General features: G+C 56.9%; 19 protein-coding genes. 4 read left to right on the top strand and 15 right to left on the bottom strand.

Annotation, left to right across the window (positions count from 1 at the left end):
- The first annotated feature begins 150 nt into the window (after positions 1 to 150).
- Both SH661x_RS11985 and SH661x_RS11980 read left to right on the top strand, forming a co-directional pair.
- A complete protein-coding gene (locus tag SH661x_RS11985) occupies positions 151 to 417 on the top strand; it encodes a hypothetical protein (RefSeq protein ID WP_437231142.1) in 267 nt (88 codons plus the stop codon).
- A gap of 117 nt (positions 418 to 534) precedes the next feature.
- Entirely contained in the window at positions 535 to 1143 is a 609-nt protein-coding gene (locus tag SH661x_RS11980; protein ID WP_437231141.1) for a thermonuclease family protein, read from the top strand.
- A gap of 26 nt (positions 1144 to 1169) precedes the next feature.
- On the opposite strand, the gene SH661x_RS11975 is transcribed toward SH661x_RS11980, so the two are convergent.
- From SH661x_RS11975 to SH661x_RS11955, 5 genes are all read right to left on the bottom strand, one after another.
- Entirely contained in the window at positions 1170 to 1931 is a 762-nt protein-coding gene (locus SH661x_RS11975; RefSeq protein ID WP_437231140.1) for a class I SAM-dependent methyltransferase, read from the bottom strand.
- A 38-nt stretch (positions 1932 to 1969) separates the two neighbouring features.
- Positions 1970 to 3154 carry a DNA polymerase IV gene (dinB, locus tag SH661x_RS11970; protein WP_437231139.1) on the bottom strand — a complete coding sequence of 395 codons (1185 nt, stop codon included), beginning with the start codon at positions 3152 to 3154 and terminating at the stop codon, positions 1970 to 1972.
- 46 nt (positions 3155 to 3200) lie between these two features.
- On the bottom strand, positions 3201 to 3797 hold the full coding sequence (locus tag SH661x_RS11965; RefSeq protein WP_437231138.1) for a class I SAM-dependent methyltransferase: 597 nt from the start codon (positions 3795 to 3797) through the stop codon (positions 3201 to 3203).
- Between the two features lie 58 nt (positions 3798 to 3855).
- Positions 3856 to 4968, bottom strand: a complete 1113-nt coding sequence (locus SH661x_RS11960; protein ID WP_437231137.1) for a formylglycine-generating enzyme family protein — start codon at positions 4966 to 4968, stop codon at positions 3856 to 3858.
- Between the two features lie 177 nt (positions 4969 to 5145).
- The gene (locus SH661x_RS11955) at positions 5146 to 5604 is read right to left on the bottom strand and encodes a ComEA family DNA-binding protein (protein WP_437231136.1); all 459 of its coding nucleotides are present in this window, start codon (positions 5602 to 5604) and stop codon (positions 5146 to 5148) included.
- 167 nt (positions 5605 to 5771) lie between these two features.
- Between SH661x_RS11955 and SH661x_RS11950 the strand changes: the two genes are divergently transcribed.
- Positions 5772 to 6224, top strand: a complete 453-nt coding sequence (locus SH661x_RS11950; protein WP_437231135.1) for a hypothetical protein — start codon at positions 5772 to 5774, stop codon at positions 6222 to 6224.
- 13 nt (positions 6225 to 6237) lie between these two features.
- Here SH661x_RS11950 and SH661x_RS11945 read toward each other — a convergent pair whose 3' ends face one another.
- From SH661x_RS11945 to SH661x_RS11930, 4 genes are all read right to left on the bottom strand, one after another.
- Entirely contained in the window at positions 6238 to 6471 is a 234-nt protein-coding gene (locus SH661x_RS11945) for a hypothetical protein (protein WP_437231134.1), read from the bottom strand.
- Positions 6472 to 6487: 16 nt separating this feature from the next.
- On the bottom strand, positions 6488 to 7144 hold the full coding sequence (gene hisH / locus SH661x_RS11940; RefSeq protein ID WP_437231133.1) for an imidazole glycerol phosphate synthase subunit HisH: 657 nt from the start codon (positions 7142 to 7144) through the stop codon (positions 6488 to 6490).
- Positions 7145 to 7424: 280 nt separating this feature from the next.
- The gene (locus tag SH661x_RS11935) at positions 7425 to 7730 is read right to left on the bottom strand and encodes a hypothetical protein (RefSeq protein WP_437231132.1); all 306 of its coding nucleotides are present in this window, start codon (positions 7728 to 7730) and stop codon (positions 7425 to 7427) included.
- A gap of 632 nt (positions 7731 to 8362) precedes the next feature.
- On the bottom strand, positions 8363 to 8815 hold the full coding sequence (locus SH661x_RS11930; protein WP_437231131.1) for a hypothetical protein: 453 nt from the start codon (positions 8813 to 8815) through the stop codon (positions 8363 to 8365).
- Between the two features lie 303 nt (positions 8816 to 9118).
- Between SH661x_RS11930 and SH661x_RS11925 the strand changes: the two genes are divergently transcribed.
- Positions 9119 to 9322, top strand: coding sequence for a hypothetical protein (locus SH661x_RS11925; RefSeq protein ID WP_437231130.1), 204 nt, complete (start codon positions 9119 to 9121; stop codon positions 9320 to 9322).
- 75 nt (positions 9323 to 9397) lie between these two features.
- Here SH661x_RS11925 and SH661x_RS11920 read toward each other — a convergent pair whose 3' ends face one another.
- The 6 genes from SH661x_RS11920 to SH661x_RS11895 all read right to left on the bottom strand — a co-directional run bounded on the left by SH661x_RS11920 (position 9398) and on the right by SH661x_RS11895 (position 19641).
- Entirely contained in the window at positions 9398 to 11746 is a 2349-nt protein-coding gene (locus tag SH661x_RS11920) for a DUF7133 domain-containing protein (RefSeq protein ID WP_437231129.1), read from the bottom strand.
- 38 nt (positions 11747 to 11784) lie between these two features.
- A complete protein-coding gene (locus tag SH661x_RS11915) occupies positions 11785 to 13341 on the bottom strand; it encodes a N,N-dimethylformamidase beta subunit family domain-containing protein (protein ID WP_437231128.1) in 1557 nt (518 codons plus the stop codon).
- 184 nt (positions 13342 to 13525) lie between these two features.
- Positions 13526 to 15136 carry a DHA2 family efflux MFS transporter permease subunit gene (locus tag SH661x_RS11910; protein ID WP_437231127.1) on the bottom strand — a complete coding sequence of 537 codons (1611 nt, stop codon included), beginning with the start codon at positions 15134 to 15136 and terminating at the stop codon, positions 13526 to 13528.
- Positions 15137 to 15210: 74 nt separating this feature from the next.
- Positions 15211 to 16869: an efflux RND transporter periplasmic adaptor subunit gene (locus SH661x_RS11905; RefSeq protein ID WP_437231126.1), complete on the bottom strand. Its 1659-nt coding sequence runs from the start codon at positions 16867 to 16869 to the stop codon at positions 15211 to 15213.
- A gap of 287 nt (positions 16870 to 17156) precedes the next feature.
- Positions 17157 to 18011 (bottom strand): alpha/beta hydrolase, encoded by an 855-nt coding sequence (locus tag SH661x_RS11900; RefSeq protein WP_437231125.1) that lies wholly within the window; start codon positions 18009 to 18011, stop codon positions 17157 to 17159.
- Positions 18012 to 18192: 181 nt separating this feature from the next.
- The gene (locus SH661x_RS11895; protein WP_437231124.1) at positions 18193 to 19641 is read right to left on the bottom strand and encodes a sigma-54-dependent transcriptional regulator; all 1449 of its coding nucleotides are present in this window, start codon (positions 19639 to 19641) and stop codon (positions 18193 to 18195) included.
- Positions 19642 to 19829: the final 188 nt, after the last annotated feature.

Raw genomic sequence — 19829 nt, 5'->3', positions numbered from 1 at the left:
ACTGTTCCGGAGATGACTTCCGGCCCGTTTTATTCGCAACAGCAGCAGTTTCCTGACTCGCATGGCTTTCACCGGGTTTCCCGGCTGTTTCATATTCGAAAGGTTTCGGCAAAGATGATCCACTACACGTGTGATCTTTGTGGACGGGCAATGGGACAACACCACTTTGTCGCAAAAATCGAGGTGGCACCGGCATACGATCCGGACGAACTGACAGACGATGATCTCGACATGGATCACCTCGAACAGATTGCAGACCTGATCGCAGCAACCGGCAGCACCGGGGATGATGAACTCAGTGAATCCGAGCCACGACAGTTCAAATATGAGTTGTGCGTGAACTGTGCCCATCAGTATCTGAAAGCCCCGCTGGGACCGGCACGCCCAGGTGCCCGACTGAAGTACAGCCAGAACTGAATCGTGGAGAACAGACAAGGCCGGGCATTTCGCATAGTCTGTTTTGCGCCAACTCTCACGGGGAATGAACCGACACCCTGAGGCGGCAGGCGCGATCGGCACAGGCCGGGAAGAGACATGGGCCGGGCACTTCAGTTTCTTCTTGTCATCATCCTGCTGGTCGTCGTTCGCCAGTTGACGACCAGCAGCAACGGCATCCCTCCGGGTCGCTGGAGTCCTTCGTCCACTTCGACGAACGACCATCCGGAAACGGCTCAGGTGCGGGTGCTCCGCGTCGTGGACGGCGACACACTGCTGCTCGATGGCGGAGAGCGGGTCCGGCTGTTGGGTGTGAACACCCCGGAAACAAAGAAGCCGAATTCTCCCATCGAGCCGTTTGGCCCAGAGGCCAGCGATTTCACCCGGCAGTTCTGCGAAGGGAAATGGGTCACATTAGTCTTCGATCAGGAGCGATTCGATAGATACCAGCGAACACTGGCGTTCGTTTATCTGGGAGAAACCTGCCTGAATGAAGAGCTCATCCGCAACGGGCTGAGCAAAGCACATCTTCAGTATCCCTTCCGCAACGACATGAAGCGTCGTTTGAAGGCGGCGGAAGCGGAAGCGATCTCCCGACGAGTCGGCTTATGGTCGCTTGAACTTCCCGCGACCGCCCCGCAAGCCGACCGGTCCAGCCCCGCGCCTATGCCCCGCGAGCCGGTCGACTCGACGTTACGATACGAATAACGTTTCCGGTCGGAGTCACAACGCGATCAACGTTCGATGAGATAATGATCGCTGTCCGTTTCGATCAGAATCTCCTCTCCCTGCACATAGCGATCGAATCCGCCCAGCAGGAGTTGCGGTGAGATCTCGTGCAAGTGTTCGCCGAACAGGAACCGCAGGATCTTCATGCGGTTGTCGATGGTGTCGGGAAAGGTGAGTCGGTAGGCGGCCTTCGATTTTCGAAAGGGGAGTCCCAGCCGATTCAGAATTGCCTCGACGTCCTCAGAGACGTAATAGGGAATCGGTCTGCCCAGCAGTTCAAACCCGATCTTCCAGAATTGATTCAACGAGTTGTCCCAGCCGGCGATGGTGATCAGCAGCTTTCCCTCGGGCTTCAGTAACCTGGCGAGTTGAGGGACCGTTGATTCCAGATCATCGACGTAATAAAGGACGTGATTCACAAGCACAACGTCGAACAGGGACGGCTGGACCGACGAAAGTCCTGCCGGGATTTCGATCGGAAAGCGGCTGTACGGGGACAAGTTCCTGGCGGCCTGCTCCTGTTGATGCCGCACCGGTTCGACAAGTGTGAGATGCAGCGAGTCGACCGGCCAGTTCATTGCGTTCAGGAATTGCTGGGTGAAGTTCCCGGTCCCGCAGCCGAAATCGAGCATGTGGATTGCTTCTCTTCCGGACGTGAACCCGCGCAGCTGGCGCACGTATTCAGCAACATCACTTTCAGCCTCCGTGGCATGACTCATAAAGAATGCGTAATCGCTTTCAATCGGACCAAAATCCTTCGTCGTCATCGACACACTCCGACTTTCCGTTTCTCAGTCTGGCTGCTTTATTGTTCCGGCTTCTCACTGGCTCGGCGAAGAAGTCCGCTCCCCCGCATCAGGATCCCGGCCCCGAACTTGTCCTGCAGCTGATCGGTGACCACATCCAGTCGTTCCTTCTTTTGATGCTCTTCGTCTTCGAACAGGTCCAGCTGCCGCAGCTGCTGTCGAGCTTCAAGACTGCTGACCCCCATTCCCAGCAGTCGAATTCCGCGGTGCGTCTCGGGAAGACTCTGTCGAAGTAACGCGGAGGCGGACAGCCAGAGGTCGTCCGTGTTGTCGGTGGTTTGAGCGAGTGTCTGCGAACGGGTGATCGTATGAAAGTCTGCGAAACGGAGCTTGAGCTGAACCGTTTTTCCTTTCAGTCCGGAGCGACGCAGACGCCGGGCCACCTGTGCTGTCAGATCCTGCAGCCAGGAGAGAAGGATTTCTGGATCGTGGAGATTCGTGGGGAATGTCGTTTCGTGCGAAATCGACTTGGCTTCACGGTCGGGGACCACCTTTCGATCGTCCCGCCCATGAGCCAGATTCCAGAAGCGGTCTCCGGGCTGGCCGAATTGCTGGGTCAGCTGTTCCCGATTGAGACGACGGATGTCGCCAATGGTTTGAACTCCGATTCGCTGAAACTCTTTGAGCGTCGCTTCACCAACTCCCCAGAGACGGCTGATTGGAAGCGGATCGAGAAACGCCTGAACCTGATCGGGTTCGACGACGACGAGTGCATCCGGCTTCTTCAGGTCACTGGCAATCTTCGCGAGAAACTTGTTGGGAGCGACGCCGACCGACGCGACCAGTTGCGTTTCGTTCCAGATCTCCTGCTTGATTCTCCGGGCGATCTCCTGAGCGTTTCCAAAGAGCTGGACTGATCCACTCACATCGAGAAACGCTTCATCCAGAGAAAGCGGTTCGACCAGCGGGGTGTACCGAAAAAAGATCTCGCGGATCTGTTCCGAGATCCCTGCGTAGTAACTCATCCGGACAGGGAGGACGATCGCCTGCGGGCAGAGTTTGAGCGCGGTACTCGTCGTCATCGCGCTATGCACGCCGAAACGACGGACAACGTAATTCGCAGCAGCCACGACACCGCGCCGGTCCGGAGTCCCCCCCACGATCAACGGCTGTCCCACCAGTTCCGGCCGGTCGCGCTCTTCCACGGAGGCATAAAACGCATCCATGTCGACATGCAGAATCATGGGAGTGACTTTGCGTCCAGCGGAACAGTCGGGTCAATCAGTTTCATCAGCGTTTCTCAACAAAACAGGACCAGCCCAGGAATCGAACCGGCACGCCGGGGGCCTCATCGAATCGAAACTCGTGCAGGTCGAGGATCTTGAATTCCGTTCCGAGGTCTTCGCGGATCTGTTCTTCCGTCACGACCGGCGGGCCTGGATCATGGGGTTCGCGGGCATTCCCGGCGAGGATCAATCCGCGAGCGCCGTCTGCGAGATGCCGGGCGACCGCCGGGGCATACGCACCGGGGACGTCGCGACGAATTACGTGGTAACAGCCCCGGTCAAAGAAGAATTGAAACGGTTCCCCCAGATCACTCAGCTGCAGTAAATCTCCGGCGACGAAGCGGGCCTGAACTCCAGCAGACGCTGCCCGCTGTTCCGCTCGCTCGACAGCCAGTGAAGCGAGATCGACACCGGTGATATCGAAACCGCGTTCAGCCAGCCAGACACTGTTGGTCCCCGTTCCACAACCGATATCCAGCGCCCGGCAGGGTGCGACTGGTGACCGATTGAAAAGGTTCTGCAGCTCTGTGGAAGGTCGACCTGTATCCCAGGGAAGGTCTCCATCACGATAGCGATCGTTCCAGTCACTCGGTGCGGTCATGAATAGGAATCCTGATAACGACTGCCGTTGGAAAATCTCTGAGCTGAATCACTTCATCTTAATCCAACCGGAGATATTTCTTGACAGTCTCGTCGAGATCCGGCGCGAATTTCCACTTTTTGATTTCGTCTTCTGTCGGCGGGGTCAGGGGGCGAATCACACGAAAACCGAGCATCTGGCCATCAGTCAGATACCAGATGCTTTGTGGAACGTCGGGATCCTGCCTCTTCAAATCCGGGGAGGAGGCGGATCTGGCGGCGCTCCGCAGTTCGTTTGGCTGATCCATCCAGGAGCCACCCCGAATGACGCGTGGGTATTCTTTGCCATACGGAAGGCAGTAGGGAAATTTCGTGACGGCGCCGGCGGGCAGTGTGGGATAGAAATCTTCGTCGTAGCGGTCGAGGACCCATTCCGACACGTTGCCGTGCATATCATGCAGTCCCCAGCGATTCGGTTTCTTCGTACCGACCTTGTGATAGGTTTCTTCGGAATTCCGATCGCTCCACGCGTACTGGTCGAGCTGATCCGAATCGTCACCGAATGAGTATGCTGAAATGCTTCCGGCCCGGCAGGCGTATTCCCATTCCGCTTCGGTCGGCAGTCGGTAGTAGTGTCCTGTTTTGGCGGTGAGCCATTCACAATAGGTCTTCGCAGCGTACTGGGTCATGTTGACCGCAGGAAAACCATCCCGCCCCATTCCAAAGTCCATCGCCATATAAATCATCGTAGGCCGAGTCACGGCATCCGACCGGTTGTCCACTTCATCGCTCAAACGATTTTTCATCTTGCGATGAGTGAGGTCGGCCTTCATGCTCCACAGCTCGTATTCATTCCACGTGACTTCAGTTTTTCCCATCCAGAAGGGCGAGACTTCCACATACCGCTGCGGACTTTCGTCCAGTTTGTGTCCCCATTCCTGACGGTCGCTGCCCCAAAGGAAGACTCCTCCGGGAATCGGCACCATGTCGAACTGGACGTCGCAATCCCGAAATCGCTGAGTGTACGGTTTCGTTTCCGCTTCGTTTGTCGCGTCACTGGCCGATTCACCGAGAGGAGGATTCTGGGGAGTTGGCCCGTCCGCAGATAGTACGCTGTGCCCACTGAAGAGCCCGAGACACAGGAAGGCTCGCCTGAAAGGCCGATGCTTTGCGATCTGCAAGAATTTGATCATTGGCCCGATTGTTCTTACAACAGGAACACGACAGACAATTTCGCCGACACCGCTCCGGCCCCGGTGCAAGCGTTCTAGAGCGGTTTTGCAAATAATCCATTACGTTCCGCAGGCGATAATATGGACTTTCATGCGGTGAAAATCCTGGATCGCCTGCACATGATAGACCAAACTGGTCTAGAGTTTCAGGAACGGGCGAATCTTGTTCATGGTCACTGTTCCAATTCCCGGGATGCGGTCGATGTCTTCAATCGACTGGAACGGGCCAGTCTTTTCACGTTCTGCGACGATATTCCGGGCGGTCGTTTCTCCAATTCCCGGCAGCTGCGTCCATTCGACCCACGTGGCCTTGTTAATGTCGATTTGAAACACCGCTTCGCGGTTTGTCAGCCGGTCGATTTCGACCATCGGCCGTCCTTTCAGCGACATACGAGCGAGGTGAATCAAGATCAAAATAATGATTGCTCCGCTGAGGGCAATCACGAACTTGCGGTCAGAAGAACGCAGACCGATCGCTGCGGGATCAGGATTGCGTTCGGGGCGACTGGGCGTCGGGACCGCCGGAGAAGAGGCAGCGGTTTCGCTCACCGGAGCGGGTGCATCATCAACAGGTGCATCATTCGTTGAAGTGCTCACCGGTCTTCAGCTCCAGAAGCAAGACATGGACAGAGTACGGACGGGGGCCTCGACTCTTCATTATTATTTCAGTGGATCGGCGACTCGAAGTGAAGCCAATGTCCGTTATAATCTCGTCACCCCTCAGAGTATTCCTCACGAATCTATGCAGCCGAGAAAGAAACGAAATGAGCATCCTGTCGGAGGAGTATCACGCACAAGGGATCAGTTTTCGTTACCCCAAAGGCTGGGAATTGACCGAAGAACCCCGTGATGATGCCTTCACCGTCAGTGTCACCGATGTGGGTTCCTACTGGTCCGTGACGATCCTCTCCCGGCGGCCCCGGGCGCAGCAGGTGCTTGACGAAGCCACTGAGGCCTTTGAGCAGGAATACGAAGACGTCGACGATTATCCGGCGACTGCAGTCATCAACGGGATGGAGGCTCAGGCCCGGAATCTCGAGTTCGTCTCGATGGAGCTCATCAACTGCGTCTTCCTGCGTGCGGTGGAGGTGGGCGGGCGGACACTGTTCGTCATGTCGCAGGTCACCGATCATGAACGCAGCGAATACGAAAGTCTCTTCGAGGAAATCTCAGACAGCTTGAAAGTCGATAACGACGAACTCATCGAAATCGAATAGCTCCCAGATCCACTCAACGGCTGCGAGACTGTCGGCGCGGCATCTCCTGCACAGCCACTCTCGAGGTTCGTCGTCGGAGCAGCTGACGACGGAAGTACAACACCGCTCCTCCCAGGGCCGCTGCGATGACTACGATCCAGAAGGCATGGATCGGTTCGACCACGTAGTGCATTGGCGAGCTTGCGGGGACCGTTCCGTGCCCGGGGTGTGCCAGCGGAAAGGTGTGAACAACGGCCGGAGAAAACATCAGGTTGCAACTCCTGTCAGTGGTGAACTGCCGCCGATTTCGAATCGACCTCTGAGACGTTCGGGATCAGATTGACGAAATTCTTCAGAATCTGAAGCCCGACCTGCTGACTTTTCTCCGGGTGAAACTGCGTCGCATACACGTTCCGCTGATTCACGATTGACACAAACGTCTGGCTCCCGTGACGCGTCCTCGCCGTCACAACATCTGCATCCTGTGGGCAGACGTGATAGCTGTGGACGAAGTACACGTAATCGCCCGGACGAACTCCCCTCAGCAGAGGATTCTCGCGGTCGAACTCGAGCGAGTTCCAGCCCATGTGCGGAATCTTGAGACCCGGTTCCGGTTGAAACCGGACGACCTCTCCCGGAATGACGCCGAGCCCCTGATAGTCCCCGTCCTCGTAGCTTCGGTCAAAGAGCAGCTGCATTCCCAGGCAGATTCCCAGCAATGGCTGCCCGGAAGCGATGTAGTCATGAATCGGATTCACAAAATCCTGCCGCTGCAGTTCGGCGATCGCATCCCGGAACGCTCCGACGCCCGGGAGGATCAGCCCGGTGAATTCAGAGAGCCGCTGCGACTGCGAGACGATTTCCGCCGAGTGACCCAGGCGTTCGAGGGCTTTCTGGACGCTCCTCAGATTGCCCATGCCGTAATCAATGATACCGATCACAATAAGAACTCGCTGTCGCTGGTCGGAAAGGTTCTGCCACCGAAGACTTTATTCCAGGAGGGGAGGTTTCTTCCAGCGGAGAAGCTTTGAACTTGCCTGAAAGGGGACACTTGAAGTGGCAGGAGAAGTTCAGGCGGAATTCAGGAAACAAAAAAACCGGACTCCAAGGGAACATCCCGGAATCCGGTTTTTAAAAACGATCTTGAACCAGCCTTGTCAGTCGAGATGGGGACGACTTCACATCGGCACTCTCTCGACGACAGCTGACTCAGGCATCCGCCTAGAACTCATCGTCGAGTTCGTAGCTGCTGCTGTTGTCTGAAACGAAGCTCTGCAGCGGGTCGGAAGGACCGTGATCGTAGCAGTCTTCATCGTGCCAGAGCGGGACGCCGGCAGCGTATCGGGCAGCCAGCATTCTCACTTTGTCTTCCGAGCCCGGCTTGGCGCCGGTCGGGTTCAGTGGATCGACGCTTGAAAAATCGAAATCTTCTTCGATGTAATCAAGATCTTCCTGTGTTTCGTCGTAGGACAGTTCGGTCCCAATGGCAATATCGAGGTCAGGATTTACCTCGAAGGAAAACTCCATTCGTCAGTCTCCCCTCTAATCTGTTTAAAGTCCGACAAAATTAGATTCACATCCGCAGATGTCATCGAGGGCGCGCCCCATGACGTCAACAAGTCCCCAGTTTCTGCGATACCCCATCGTCCTTGACGAATCGGGACTTTCGTCCCCCGATTCCAACAGTTTCCACGGTCACGTGAAACACGGGCGCTTCAAAAAGCATCGTGACACAGCGCCCTGGGCAGCAGGTTTCTGGCGGCAAATAGACTGATGACGTACCGATGATTCTTGACTGGAGGTGGGAATAAGTCAACAAAAAAAGCCATTTTCGCCAACGAATTCCTGATTTGGAACGATCACCTCTCAACGTCGAGAGCAATGTCCGCAGATGATTTTTCGGCCCAACAGCAAGCCGACACGAACAAAATTGACGCTTCTCCCTTCGATTTTTCGAAGTCGGGAGCCTTTGCCTCAAGTCCTTCGCCGGAACCGGCAAAGACCCGACAAGCCACCGAAAATGACAACGAAATTTTTCAACCGCACTTGACAGCCAAAACAACCGAATCGAGGCCATCAGCCGCTCGAAAAGGGAATCAGAATCCACAATCTCGTTTCGTCATTGTCGCTCGACGAAGAGCTGTGATCCGCAACGCCGCTCAGATGTCGGACGCAGCAACGCCATCCATCTTCCAGGAGGGGTCAAACGGCTGATGCTCAGCTTCCTGCCCGCGACGCTTCCGCTTCTTTCCGCGTTCTTCTTCGGGCTCGGGAGCCTCCTGTTCTTGCTCACCCTCGTCAGTCTGCTTCTGAAGCTGACGTTCCTGCTCGTCGATCTGCTGCTGAAGCTGCTTCAGAGACTCCTCAACGGGCGCCTGGGTGAAACTGGAACCCGCAGTCCATGCGTGCGGGCTGCGGTGACCTTCGAAAGAATAACTCTGGTCCAGGCTGCGAATCGAAAACGCGACGTCCTTGAGTTCGTCGTTGATCGACCGCCCAGCTGCGGTCAGCCCGACCGTCGCAGCGACAACGCCCACTGTTCCCAGCAGAGCGGCCTCAGCGGAAACGATCATCCCGGACTCATCAATCCAGAGTGCTTTCCAAAGATTCATCGTACTCTCCTCAATTGCCAGGGGGCTGCTGCAAAGCCCCGGATTCAATTGAGTGGCAGACCTGAGAACCGTTAAATTAGGAGCAATCGGCACATCTGTCAACATGCGACGTCTAGAAAAGCTTCCGTTTTGTTCAACCTTTTGAACAATCGGGACTTCAACAGCAGTCTAGACCCGTCATGCCGCCTGCTTCAGAAGAATCGGATTTGTCTTCGTTGATCCGTCTGGAACGCTCGACAAGTTCGGGATTTCCGGTCAGAATCCGGAAAATCGTCCGCACTCCTCAGAAACTTGATGGCCGTTATGTCTGAGCACGCAACAACGACCCCCGAGTCCGAATCCATCCCATTCAGCCCTTCCGATCTGAAGCAGTTCGATTCGGACGATGCGGAAGCGGGGCGGGCGATCGGCAAGATGCTCTCGCTGTTCTTTCTCTACACTGTCATCGCGATGTCCGGGGCAGCTTTCGCGACCTACTGGTGGATCACCCATAAGCAGCTGAACTGACCCGGGTCAGAATCCCGGTGCATCCTGTCGAACAGCGTCGTTGTGATGTTCAACGGACAGTGTGACGGCGGCGGGTCACTTCAACGTTTTCAGATACGCGATCAGATCGGCCAGCTCTTGCGGTGACAATTGTCTGGCGACGTCGCTGGGCATGATGGACGTGTCCGCTGCCTTGATCTCATCGATCTCAGCGATGGGGATTGAGACTGACTGTTCGATGCTTAATCCCATTCGAAGATGAGTGCTGGACTCCGAGAGGATGATTCCAGAGACCACACGGCCCTCCGTATCCGCCACGACATAGGGAGCAAAGCCGCGTGCAAAGCTGGAACTGGGATACAGGACCGCTTCCAGAAGATCGAGGTGCGAACGGCTCTTGCCGATGGTCGACAGGTCCGGCCCGATCATTCCACCCTCCTGGCCGATCCGGTGGCATTTCACGCAATTCGTTTTCTCGGAAGCAAAGATCACCTTGCCGGCCGATGCATTTCCCTCCTGCAGAGAAGTAGCAAGCTGCTGCAGTCGCTCACGCGCAGCTTCATCCAGCGGCTGTCCGGTTCCCGCGGCTGGGACTTCGAGCCAGACTTGAGTGGATCGATCCGGACGGGGCCGACGCAGCTCGCTCATGGCGTCGGCCGCCCCAAGCCTGATGGTCTCATCGGCACTGAACAGAGCCGTGTTGAGGGCCTCACGGTCATTGCTGGCAATCAACGCGAAGACGAGGGCGTGTCTCCACTGCACATCACCGGGATTGATTTTGACCGCTTTTACAAGTTCTGTGACAAATCCTGGTCGGCTGCTGAACAGCCGACCCGCTGTGGCGAGAGCAGCATAACTGCTGGCAGGAGATCCGTTTTGAATCTCAGCCAGCAAAGAATGGAACAACGTTTCGTTCTCTTCAACCAGCCTGGGGCTGACGTAGAGCAGGCTGCGGATTGCCGTTTGACGGACGTCCGGGTCCTCATCTCCCGTGTATGCGGTCAGCAGTTTGAGTGCATCAGCATTCCCGACTCGAATCAGCACACCGATCCATGCCTGCTTCAGCTGAGCCGACTTCCCGGCGATGGATTTCGAAAAGGAGTTAGCGGCCGATCCGTTCCAGTCGCTGGACAACTGCGAGGAGATCACTTCGATGGCCCGCTGGCGGACGGCGGGTCTTGCATCTCCGAGTCTGCAGAGCCAGTCACTTTCTGAAAGCTTGTTCCAGCTGAGTTCATTTCCCCGCGGATTGGCGATGGTCTTCCCGGCAGCTGGACGGATGCGATAGATAGCTCCATGCAGGTGCGATTTTTCGACCTGCGACTGAGGGCAGCCGATCCGGAACCAGCCTCCTGTATCGATCAACAGCAAAGAGCCGTCGGCATCCTGCAGCACATCCGTCGGATGGAAATCAGTGCTCTCCGAGACCGCAAAGTCTTTGACTTCCTCAGTCACAAGCCTCGACCCCTGTTTTCTCAACGAGAGCTGCGCGAGGCGGTTGGTGTTGAACTCCGTCACGAGAATCGTCTCCCGGGCGGAATCGCTTCCCTCTGTGGGCTGCAGACGGCAGAGTCCAGAGACAGCGACGTGTCCGAAGTTATGAACTTCAGGCAGCAACGGTCCCGTCCGTACGAACTCCCCATCCAGACTTTCGACGAAGTCTTCACGGGGATAAACGCCGCCGTATTGCCAGTGAACAAGACAATCCCCACGCGGACGTGAGTACATCAGGTTGACGGTGCCGAGCATTTCGCCTCGTGGCAGGAACAGGACTTCGACCGGGTTGTCCATGCCGCCGGTGCAGAAGATCTGCACATCAGAACCATCGGGATTGCAGCTGAAGATGCTGGCGGCCTTTCCGCGACTGATCGGGTTTCCGGCTGCGTCTTTGATGTCGTGCCCGTGACGGCCGTCACACCAGTAAATTCGGCCGTCGGGGCCCTCGAACGGACCATGGATATCCGCAGCGTTCCCCGTATACCCGAAATCTCCGACGAGTTTGATCCGCTCTTCCGCGACTCCATCATCATCGGCGTCGGTCAGTTTCCAGATGGCTCCGCTCGATGCGACGTACAAAGAACCGTTCAGCCACAGGCATCCTTGCGGGAAGGTCATCCTGTCGGCGAAGACCGTCGCCTTATCGAAAACACCATCGCCATCGAGATCTTCCAGTCGCTGAATGAAGTTCGGAAGTCGACTTTCCAGATCGGCCCGCTGCAGATTCTCACCTGCGCTGGCAGCAACGTACAGTCTGCCCCGATCATCGAAGTCTGCCATGAGTGGATGTGCCACCATGCTGGGTGGTGCCGCGACTTCGACACCGAATCCCTCCGGCACCTTCAAGGGAAGTGTCGAGGGCTCATCCGCCATGAGTGGCAGATTCAGACTCAGGACAACGAACAGCGACAGGCAGTCGGCGTGGAACCGTTTGGCTGGGATCTTCATGGCGGGGCGCGTTCACAAGGAGGGAGGGCAGGGAAGGTTTATCGAAGAGCCCGATTCAACAAGTTCACCATCATCTGCTGAACCCGCTGATCGGGTCCGTGGGGGCGGCTCCAGTGAGACCAGGGGAGCACATGGCCTGGGGGGGAACTGAGTGCCTGAGCCCAGAAGATCGTCGCTGCGTTGAACACATAATTTCCCCTGGGGCCCGGGTAGATGGTCGCGGTCCATTGTTGGGGATTCACTCCGCCTTGCCAAGCCGTTCCGGCAGCGACCACTTCCAGACCGGGAATCTGCGCGGGGTCTCCATGATACTCCCAGCCGACCAGTCCGGGGATGTTGTCCCCGGCACGCACTCCTGTCTTCTCGAAAATCCAGTGGTCAGGTTGGGTGATGATCCAGTCACCGCCGCCGTTCACGGGTTCAACATTCCTCGCCCCCATGAGCAACCCTTCATCGGGACCTCGATGTTCAAAGGGACCATGCTCCTGATTCCTCTGGACAGCGTAGGCGTTCTCGCCTCCATAGGGGCCGCCGCGATAGATGATGCGGTTGGGAGTTCCCTGACTTCCGGCGCGGAAAGGAGTGACCCAGCAGATCGAGTTCGCTGAAAGGAAGAGAAGATTGACCCCCGCATCACGCATCTTCACGACGCTCTGGAACTGCTGGAGGTCCCAGTATTCATCATGCCCGACACTGATAAAGGCCTTGCATTTGAGTCCACGGTCGGGGGTGAGCATGTCGCTGTTGGAACAGTAAGCGACATCGTAGCCGTGCTGTTCGAGCCAGAAAGCGAGTGGAAATTCAAACGGCAGGAACTCGCCCGAGCCGACGGTTAGGGGATCGTTGACGACACCCTGATGCTGAGCTTCGCGAGCATACGGACGATCGAAACTGACATCAGCCCAGGGCCCCTGACCGCCGCGCGGATGTGTGTAGACCGAATAGTTGCTGGGCCAGACGTTGTACGCCTGCCAGGTATTGTCCGAACACTGAAACAGAATTTCCGCAGGGCGATCATCGCGGACGACGAACACAACGTAGCTTTGCCAGTAGGACTCCTGTCCTTCGGGAATCGTCGTCAGACGCCCCAGGTACACACCGCTCACCCAGTCGTTGGGTATGGTGAGTCGAAGAGACGGTTCCCATTTGCATTCGTGCAGATTCTTTTCTCCGGGGGACGGGGTCGGCTGAACGGTTCCCTGCAGCGGTCCAAACGTCTGCATCAGCCGCGCTCCGCGACCGCCGTAATAACCCATGCGGAAGATCTCGAGGTGGAACCGGCGAGCTGGATCCGTCGACACAAAGATGTCGAGCTCATCGCCCGCCTGCACGCTCTGCCGGGAGCAGTACCCTTCAATCCACGGACAGCGAAAGCCGGAGCCGTCGACCCGGACTCGGGTCAGCTGCCAGTTGTGCGATCCTTCCTTCTGATTCTCAACAACAATCGGATTGGCCGCAGAAGAAGTTTGTAGCGGATCACTCTGCGAGTCCGCTGCTTGAGCCACTGTCCCCACGACCGAGCTGAGGGGACCTGCAGCCACTGCGGACTTGAGAAACTCCCGCCTTGGGAATGAACTGTTCGGCGTCTCAGGCATTGCACCTACCTTGCCTACGGGATTGAAGGAATCAAGTCGTCAGCATACCCGATGACGGGGGTCAGCCGTCCATTCCGACGACAACTTTCCCTCCCGCACGAGAAGGCCAGTGTTTCGATTTCGAGGTCCCTTCAGCTCTGCGGTCTTTGAAACTTCTACCGCACGGTCTGCATTGCGACAGCGGTTACTCTGCAGAAATGTGCTGACCTTTCTCCGCGACAGATCGTTTCATGAACAGCACCAGTGGGACAAGCATGAAGGCGACAACGGCTGCCAGCCAGAAGACGTCGAAATACGACAGCGAAAGTGCCTGCTGTTGACGCAGATTGTCGAACTGCTGCAGCGCCATCTGATGGGCCGCTGCGGCGTCTCCGGTGTTCTGCAGATAAAACTGGCTCGTCTGGTCCAGAAAGCTGTTGAGTTGCGGATTGAGTGCATCAAGGGAATCATCGAGCCGGGAGAGATGAAACTGATCCCGCCTTTGGGTGATCGTCTGAACCATGGAGGTCCCGACGCTTCCTCCTTCATTTCGCAGCAGACTGACCAGAGCGATTGCGGAACCGCGAAGATGTCGCGGCGTGTACAGGTAGGCTGCCACATTGATGGGCGCGAAGATCAGGCCCAGCCCTCCGGTGAGGACCATTCGCGGCCAGATCACCTGTAAAGGACTGATATCGATATTCAGGTACGCCATCCACAGGTTGGAAGTTCCCAGCACCAGCAGTCCCGCCACAATCAGCCACCGCGCATCAAGCCCACGTCCCAGCAGAAAGCCGGCAATGACGAGTGCGGTGATGGAGGAGAAGCCTCCTGGCGAGAGGATCAGTCCGGCAGCCAGAGCATCGTATCCGAACAACGCCTGCAGCATCGCGGGGACAGCGATGCTCGCTGAGTACAGAACCATGAAAGAACAAAAGAGGATCAGGCAGGACAGGGCGAGATTGCGTTCCCGCAGCACCCGCAGGTCGACCAGGGCATTCTTTGATCGCAGCTCCCGGACGATGAAGAGGATCATCCCAAACACGAACAGAGTGACCAGCGTCTGGATTCTCCAGAACGGGTCGGACAGCCAGTCCCATTCCTGTCCTTTGCTCAGCAGAATTTCCCAGCAGGAAACCGTCAGAGCCAGCAGACCCAGGCCGATGAAATCAAAGTTCAGCGGCTGCTTTTTCAGCTTCGCCCGTTCTTCCTGCATGTAGGGCGGATCCTGCACCAGCACGTAACTGGCGAGGAATGCAACGATCCCGACAGGGACATTGATATAGAAGATCCATCGCCAGTCATAGTTGACGACCAGCCAGCCTCCGAGTGTCGGACCGACGATGGGTCCGATCAACGCTGCGATTCCGAAAACGGTCATCGCGGTCCCTTGTTTCTCGGGGGGGAAGCTGTCGATCAGCACTCCCTGACTCGAAGGCTGCAGTCCTCCTCCGGCCAGTCCCTGTAGAACGCGGAAGAGAATGATCTGCGTCAGGCTCGTGGCCATGCCGCACAGTCCCGAAGCGATCGTAAAGACGGCGATCGACATCAGAAAGTAATTGCGGCGACCCAGGCGAGCGGAAAGCCATCCGCTGATCAGAAGCACCACGGCATTGGCAGCAAGATAGCTGGTGATGACCCATTCACTATCGGTCTCCGCGACGGAAAGGCCACCCGCGATATATCTCAGTGCGACATTGGCAATCGTCGTGTCGAGGACTTCCATGAAGGTCGGCACGACCACGGCAGCCGCGATGAGCCAAGGATTAAAAGTGTGCGGTTTGCGATTGCCTGAAGCCAGTGATGCGGTGTTCATGATCGGCCCTTGGAGTCATGCTGGCAGTGGAGAGAGTGACAGAGGAAACGAAGCTGACCTGCTCGAGACTGAACTCAACTGCGGGTTGACTGTGTGTTGGCCGTCGGCTCCTGAGTTTCAGTCGCCATATCGCTTGGAGACGGGGTTGGATTGCTGGCGTGTTGAGGAAGGGTCATCGTCTCTTGTAAGAATGCTCCAGCGTGTGGACCTGTTGCAGGTTCTTTGAAGTAAACGTGGGGTTCCACCGACAGGCCGACGAACAGCGGGATTTCATCCGGGTTGTAGTTGGTCAGTTCGATACGGACCGGCAGTCGCTGCACGATCTTCACAAAGTTTCCGGTTGCATTCTGCGGGGGCAGCAACGACAGGGACTGACCTGTTCCCATGGTGAATCCTGTGATTCGTCCTTCGAACTCCTGTTTTCGACCATACATATCGACATCGCAGACGACACGCTGTCCGATCCTCAACCGGCTCAGCTGTGTCTCTTTGAAATTGGCATCAATCCAGATTTCGGTAAGCGAACGAACTGCGAGCAGACTTTGACCGGCCTGCACGTTGTTTCCTGGGTTTACATTCCGTCGGGTGACGACTCCATCAATCTCACTGACGATATCGCAATAGAACAGGTCCAGTTCTGCCTGTTCGAGATTCCTCTGTGCCTGCTCAAGTCTCGACTGGGCCTGCTTGATTTGAGGTGCGGTTGCAATCATCTGCTTCCAGATGCGTTCGAGGTTACCGTCGCGATCCTGTTTTGCGAAGTCGGCGATGGCCTGCGCGGGCGACTGATCATAAGAAGCGGGGACGTACCCGATTTCGGCAGCACTCTGAATCAGGACAGCCAGCGCTTCACGGACCGACGAGAAATTCTGATCCAGATTCGTCGGCACTTCTGCGAGTTCATGACCCTCTTCGGGAACCCGGCTCAGGCCGAGGCTGACGCGGTTGGCATAGACTTCCTGCAGTGCCTCTTCGACCTGTGCATCGTCCACATGCAGTGTCTGCAGACGCGTGTCGAAGCTTTCCTTTGTCATGGCGCCCAGCGGAGTAAGATCTTCGGCTCTTCGAAAATTCTGCTTGGCAAGCTCTCTTTGTGCGATGCGACTGTTCAGCGTTGCAACACTCGACTGCAGCTTGGCGATCCGGTCATTCACCTGTTCCATCGTGTATTCCAGGCTGAATCGATTTGCACGGATCTGGGCGACCAATGCCCGAACTCGAGCGTCGGCTTCGACCAGATCCGCCTTGGCGACAGCAACCGCAGCTTTCTGGGTTTCCACTTTGATCCGATAGGGGACTGGGTCGATCTGGGCCAGCAGGTCTCCCTTCTTCACCCGGTTGTTGTCATCGACGTACACCTTGACGATCTGTCCGGACACCCGAGGGGCGACAAAGGTCACATGCCCGTTCACGTAAGCATCATCGGTCGAGACCGTGTTCCAGGCCCGGACCAGCATCGGCCAGTTCCAGACAACGGCGACCACCACTGCGACACAACTGATCCCTCCGACCAGTCGCTTCTGCCAGCGCTTCGAGGAAGAGGGGGCTGTGGTTTTGACTTCTGCGACAGCTTCCGGTGGTTCCCCCTTCGATCCACTCGCATTGACCTGCTCGTTTGAAGCTTCCGGGGTCGGCGAGACTCGAGTTGCAGGGCTGTTCTGTTTGTCGAATGCTGTCGGCTTCCCAGTCTGGCTCTTGAGTCGTGACGAGCGTTTGAATGCTGGAGTATCCATGTCAATCTCACTGTGTTTCAGAGGGGGTGGAAGGAGCACGTTTTCCGGGAAACGCAAAGGGTGTGCCGTCCACCTCTTTCAGAAAAAATCACGAAAACTCCTAGAAAAAATCGCGATTGCCATGATCTCCCGATGAAATTGAACAAGGCCCGGGGTGATTCCTGATCACCCGGGCCAGATCTGTTGCATGTGGGATGGGGGAAGGGAGAAGAGCCTCACCGAGACGAGTGGACGCGTCATTGAGGATTGAGGATTGAAGAAGAGTGCGATCGTGGAAAGTATGGCACTCAGCGAGAACCGGGAGCGGACGACGGGAATTCCTGTCGAAGCCAGGCCAGAGCCAGATTCAATCCTTCACGGGCAGCAGGCGTCTGAGAGGGGGCGTTCCCGGCCATGAACTGCTGAAGAGTGCCGGCAAAGCGGATGTGAGTGATCGGAGCGCCAGTCATCCCGCGCGATACTACAAGCGCCGCAGCTTCATTCGGCGAATGATCCGCCTCCGCGGTGATAATCAGGGCAGGGACCGGCGGGAATTCCGGGGAGGGTTGCGTCTGAGTGGCGACTTCAGTTGCCGGGAAGAAGAGTATCTGACGGTGAATGTCAGGGCCGGAACGCTGCCTGGTCTGAAGCGTCAGAGCAGCGGCCAGATTCGCGCCACAGCCGTCACCCGCGACCGTCAGTCGCGCTGGATCGAGGCCATGTTGCCGACCGTTCTGGGCAATCCACTTGAGTGCGATCTCACTCTCTTCCATTCTCGTTGAAACGCTCGCATCGGAGGGGAGTTGCGAATTGATCACAACGACCGCTGCGTGCGACTGTGTGGAGAGTTCCCCGATGAATTGTCGTCGAACCTGTGAGTTCCCGGTGCCCAGCCCGGGCCCGGGCCCGGGAATGTAGAGAATCACCGGGAGTCGCTGAGTCACCCCTGACGGCCGGAACAGCTGCATGCGGGTGTGCCCTGCGGGGCCCCCCGGGATGATGCGTTCCTCATCCTCGATGAGAGATTTCAACTCGGCCGGCAAAGGGGGCACACGTGGACGACTCGATGTCTCTGCAGCGAGCCGCTCGCCTCCATTCTTCGAGGGAGAGCCCGGAGTGAGCCATTTCTGAACAGCAGAATCGAGAGGACGGGCCAGAGACATTGGAGTGCGATCATAGGTCGAAGATTGGGAACGGCCGCCGGGGAGGACAACCTGCTTCCCAACGACCTTCAACCCGCTGCCGGATCACAAGAGGCAATTTGCATGCCAGTGTGATGAACTCCGGTGTCGACCCGTCGGGCGAGCGCGTTCGCATCGCCGGCTCGCTTTCAGTCCAATCCGGTTATTTTCCGGGAGTTCCGCTCTGTTCGACCGAATGCGAAACGGAAATTCCCAGTTCACGCAGCCGCATTCGCAGCGTCTGCCGGGAAATGCCGAGAACCTTGGCTGCCTGATTCTGGTTACCGCCCGTGAACTCGAGAACTTTTGTGAGAAAGTAAGAGTCCAAATAGCGATGAACCTCTTCGTACAGGTGGGTTGCATCGGGGGTCAATCGTTCCGCCAGGAACTGGACGAAATCGGGTTGCTGGCCATCCGAAGGAACCGTAGAGACCGCAACCTGCTCCTGATCCAGCGAAGGAAGAAAGGAGGGGAGGAGAACTTCCCCCGAGGCGTGCAGAAGTGATTGCTTCAGGATGCTCTGCAATTCGCGGATGTTTCCGGGCCACGGGTATTGCTTGAGCCGGGCCAGTGTCTGGGGATCCACTTTCTTGATCTCCCGCCCCAGTTCCTGGTTCATGCGACGCAGAAAGTGATGGATCAACTGGTCGAGATCATGCAGCCGGTCCCGCAACGGCGGCAGTTGAATTGTGAAAACTCCTAAGCGGAAATAGAGATCCGCGCGGAACTTCCCCTCGTTGCTCCAGAGTTTCAGGTCACGATGCGTCGCGGCAATCAGGCGGACATCCGTGCGGATAGTTTCGTTTCCCCCGACACGTTCAAATTCCTGTTGCTGGATCACCCGCAGCATTTTGGCTTGCAGCCCCAGCGGCATGTCACCGATTTCGTCGAGGAACAGCGTTCCCCCATTCACTTGCTCGAATTTCCCGATTCTTCGCCGATCTGCCCCGGTGAACGCCCCCTTCTCATGTCCAAATAACTCGCTCTCAAGCAGTTGTTCCGGAATCGCGGCACAGTTGAGGACCAGAAATGGGGCATCACGGCGGTCGCTGTGCTGATAAATGGCCCGCGCGACCAATTCTTTGCCAGTCCCGCTTTCACCGGTGATGAGGACGGGGACATTCTGAGCGCTGACTCGTCCGATCGCCTTGTAGACTTCTCTCATGGCCGGGCAGTTTCCAACCAGAGTGCCCTCGGCAGGAATCTCTGTGTTTCCCTCGGCAATCACGACGGGTTGACGCATGCGGGAGGAGACGACAAATGCTTCGTTCACAATCTGGCGTAACTGATTCAGATCCAGCGGTTTGAAGAGATAATCGAACGCCCCGGACTTCATTGCTTCGATGGCCGCATCGGCGTCTTGTGACATCGTCACAAAAACAACGGGAACCCGTCGATCGAGTGCCCGAAGCTGTTCATACACTTCCAGTCCGGTTTGATCGGGCAGTCGCAGGTCCAGCAGCACGACATCCGGCGTCCGCCGACCCATCTTCGCGAGCCCCTCAGCCCCGGTGGAAGCGACTTCCACGGTGTGATCGGGTTCCGGAAAAATTGCTCGCAACTGATGCGGAAGAATAGCCTCGTCATCGTCAATCAGCAGAACGTGCGGCATGGTGTTCGAACTTCCGGGAGATGTGTATCGAGCGAAGCATCCGGAAGATGCCCGCTCGTCGGCCTGAGCGCTTTTATTTCCGAAAAGATTAAGATAGTAAATCAACGGGAGTTTGGCGCACTCATCGCATCTCCAGATCTGATGAACACTCCTTTTCGGCTGTGTCGTTAACTCTCTCAGAAGAAAAC

The sequence above is a fragment of the Planctomicrobium stercoris genome (genome assembly GCF_051465655.1).
Lineage (GTDB): Bacteria > Planctomycetota > Planctomycetia > Planctomycetales > Planctomycetaceae > Planctomicrobium.
This window is presented reverse-complemented; position numbering and strand designations above follow the sequence as displayed.

Coding starts and splice junctions, on each gene's coding strand:
- SH661x_RS11985 (WP_437231142.1), top strand. CDS start 151: ATGGGACAACACCACTTTGTCGCAAAAATCGAGGTGGCACCGGCATAC.
- SH661x_RS11980 (WP_437231141.1), top strand. CDS start 535: ATGGGCCGGGCACTTCAGTTTCTTCTTGTCATCATCCTGCTGGTCGTC.
- SH661x_RS11975 (WP_437231140.1), bottom strand. CDS start 1,931: ATGACGACGAAGGATTTTGGTCCGATTGAAAGCGATTACGCATTCTTT.
- dinB (WP_437231139.1), bottom strand. CDS start 3,154: ATGATTCTGCATGTCGACATGGATGCGTTTTATGCCTCCGTGGAAGAG.
- SH661x_RS11965 (WP_437231138.1), bottom strand. CDS start 3,797: ATGACCGCACCGAGTGACTGGAACGATCGCTATCGTGATGGAGACCTT.
- SH661x_RS11960 (WP_437231137.1), bottom strand. CDS start 4,968: ATGATCAAATTCTTGCAGATCGCAAAGCATCGGCCTTTCAGGCGAGCC.
- SH661x_RS11950 (WP_437231135.1), top strand. CDS start 5,772: ATGAGCATCCTGTCGGAGGAGTATCACGCACAAGGGATCAGTTTTCGT.
- SH661x_RS11945 (WP_437231134.1), bottom strand. CDS start 6,471: ATGTTTTCTCCGGCCGTTGTTCACACCTTTCCGCTGGCACACCCCGGG.
- SH661x_RS11935 (WP_437231132.1), bottom strand. CDS start 7,730: ATGGAGTTTTCCTTCGAGGTAAATCCTGACCTCGATATTGCCATTGGG.
- SH661x_RS11930 (WP_437231131.1), bottom strand. CDS start 8,815: ATGAATCTTTGGAAAGCACTCTGGATTGATGAGTCCGGGATGATCGTT.
- SH661x_RS11925 (WP_437231130.1), top strand. CDS start 9,119: ATGTCTGAGCACGCAACAACGACCCCCGAGTCCGAATCCATCCCATTC.
- SH661x_RS11920 (WP_437231129.1), bottom strand. CDS start 11,746: ATGAAGATCCCAGCCAAACGGTTCCACGCCGACTGCCTGTCGCTGTTC.
- SH661x_RS11915 (WP_437231128.1), bottom strand. CDS start 13,341: ATGCCTGAGACGCCGAACAGTTCATTCCCAAGGCGGGAGTTTCTCAAG.
- SH661x_RS11910 (WP_437231127.1), bottom strand. CDS start 15,136: ATGAACACCGCATCACTGGCTTCAGGCAATCGCAAACCGCACACTTTT.
- SH661x_RS11905 (WP_437231126.1), bottom strand. CDS start 16,869: ATGGATACTCCAGCATTCAAACGCTCGTCACGACTCAAGAGCCAGACT.
- SH661x_RS11900 (WP_437231125.1), bottom strand. CDS start 18,011: ATGTCTCTGGCCCGTCCTCTCGATTCTGCTGTTCAGAAATGGCTCACT.
- SH661x_RS11895 (WP_437231124.1), bottom strand. CDS start 19,641: ATGCCGCACGTTCTGCTGATTGACGATGACGAGGCTATTCTTCCGCAT.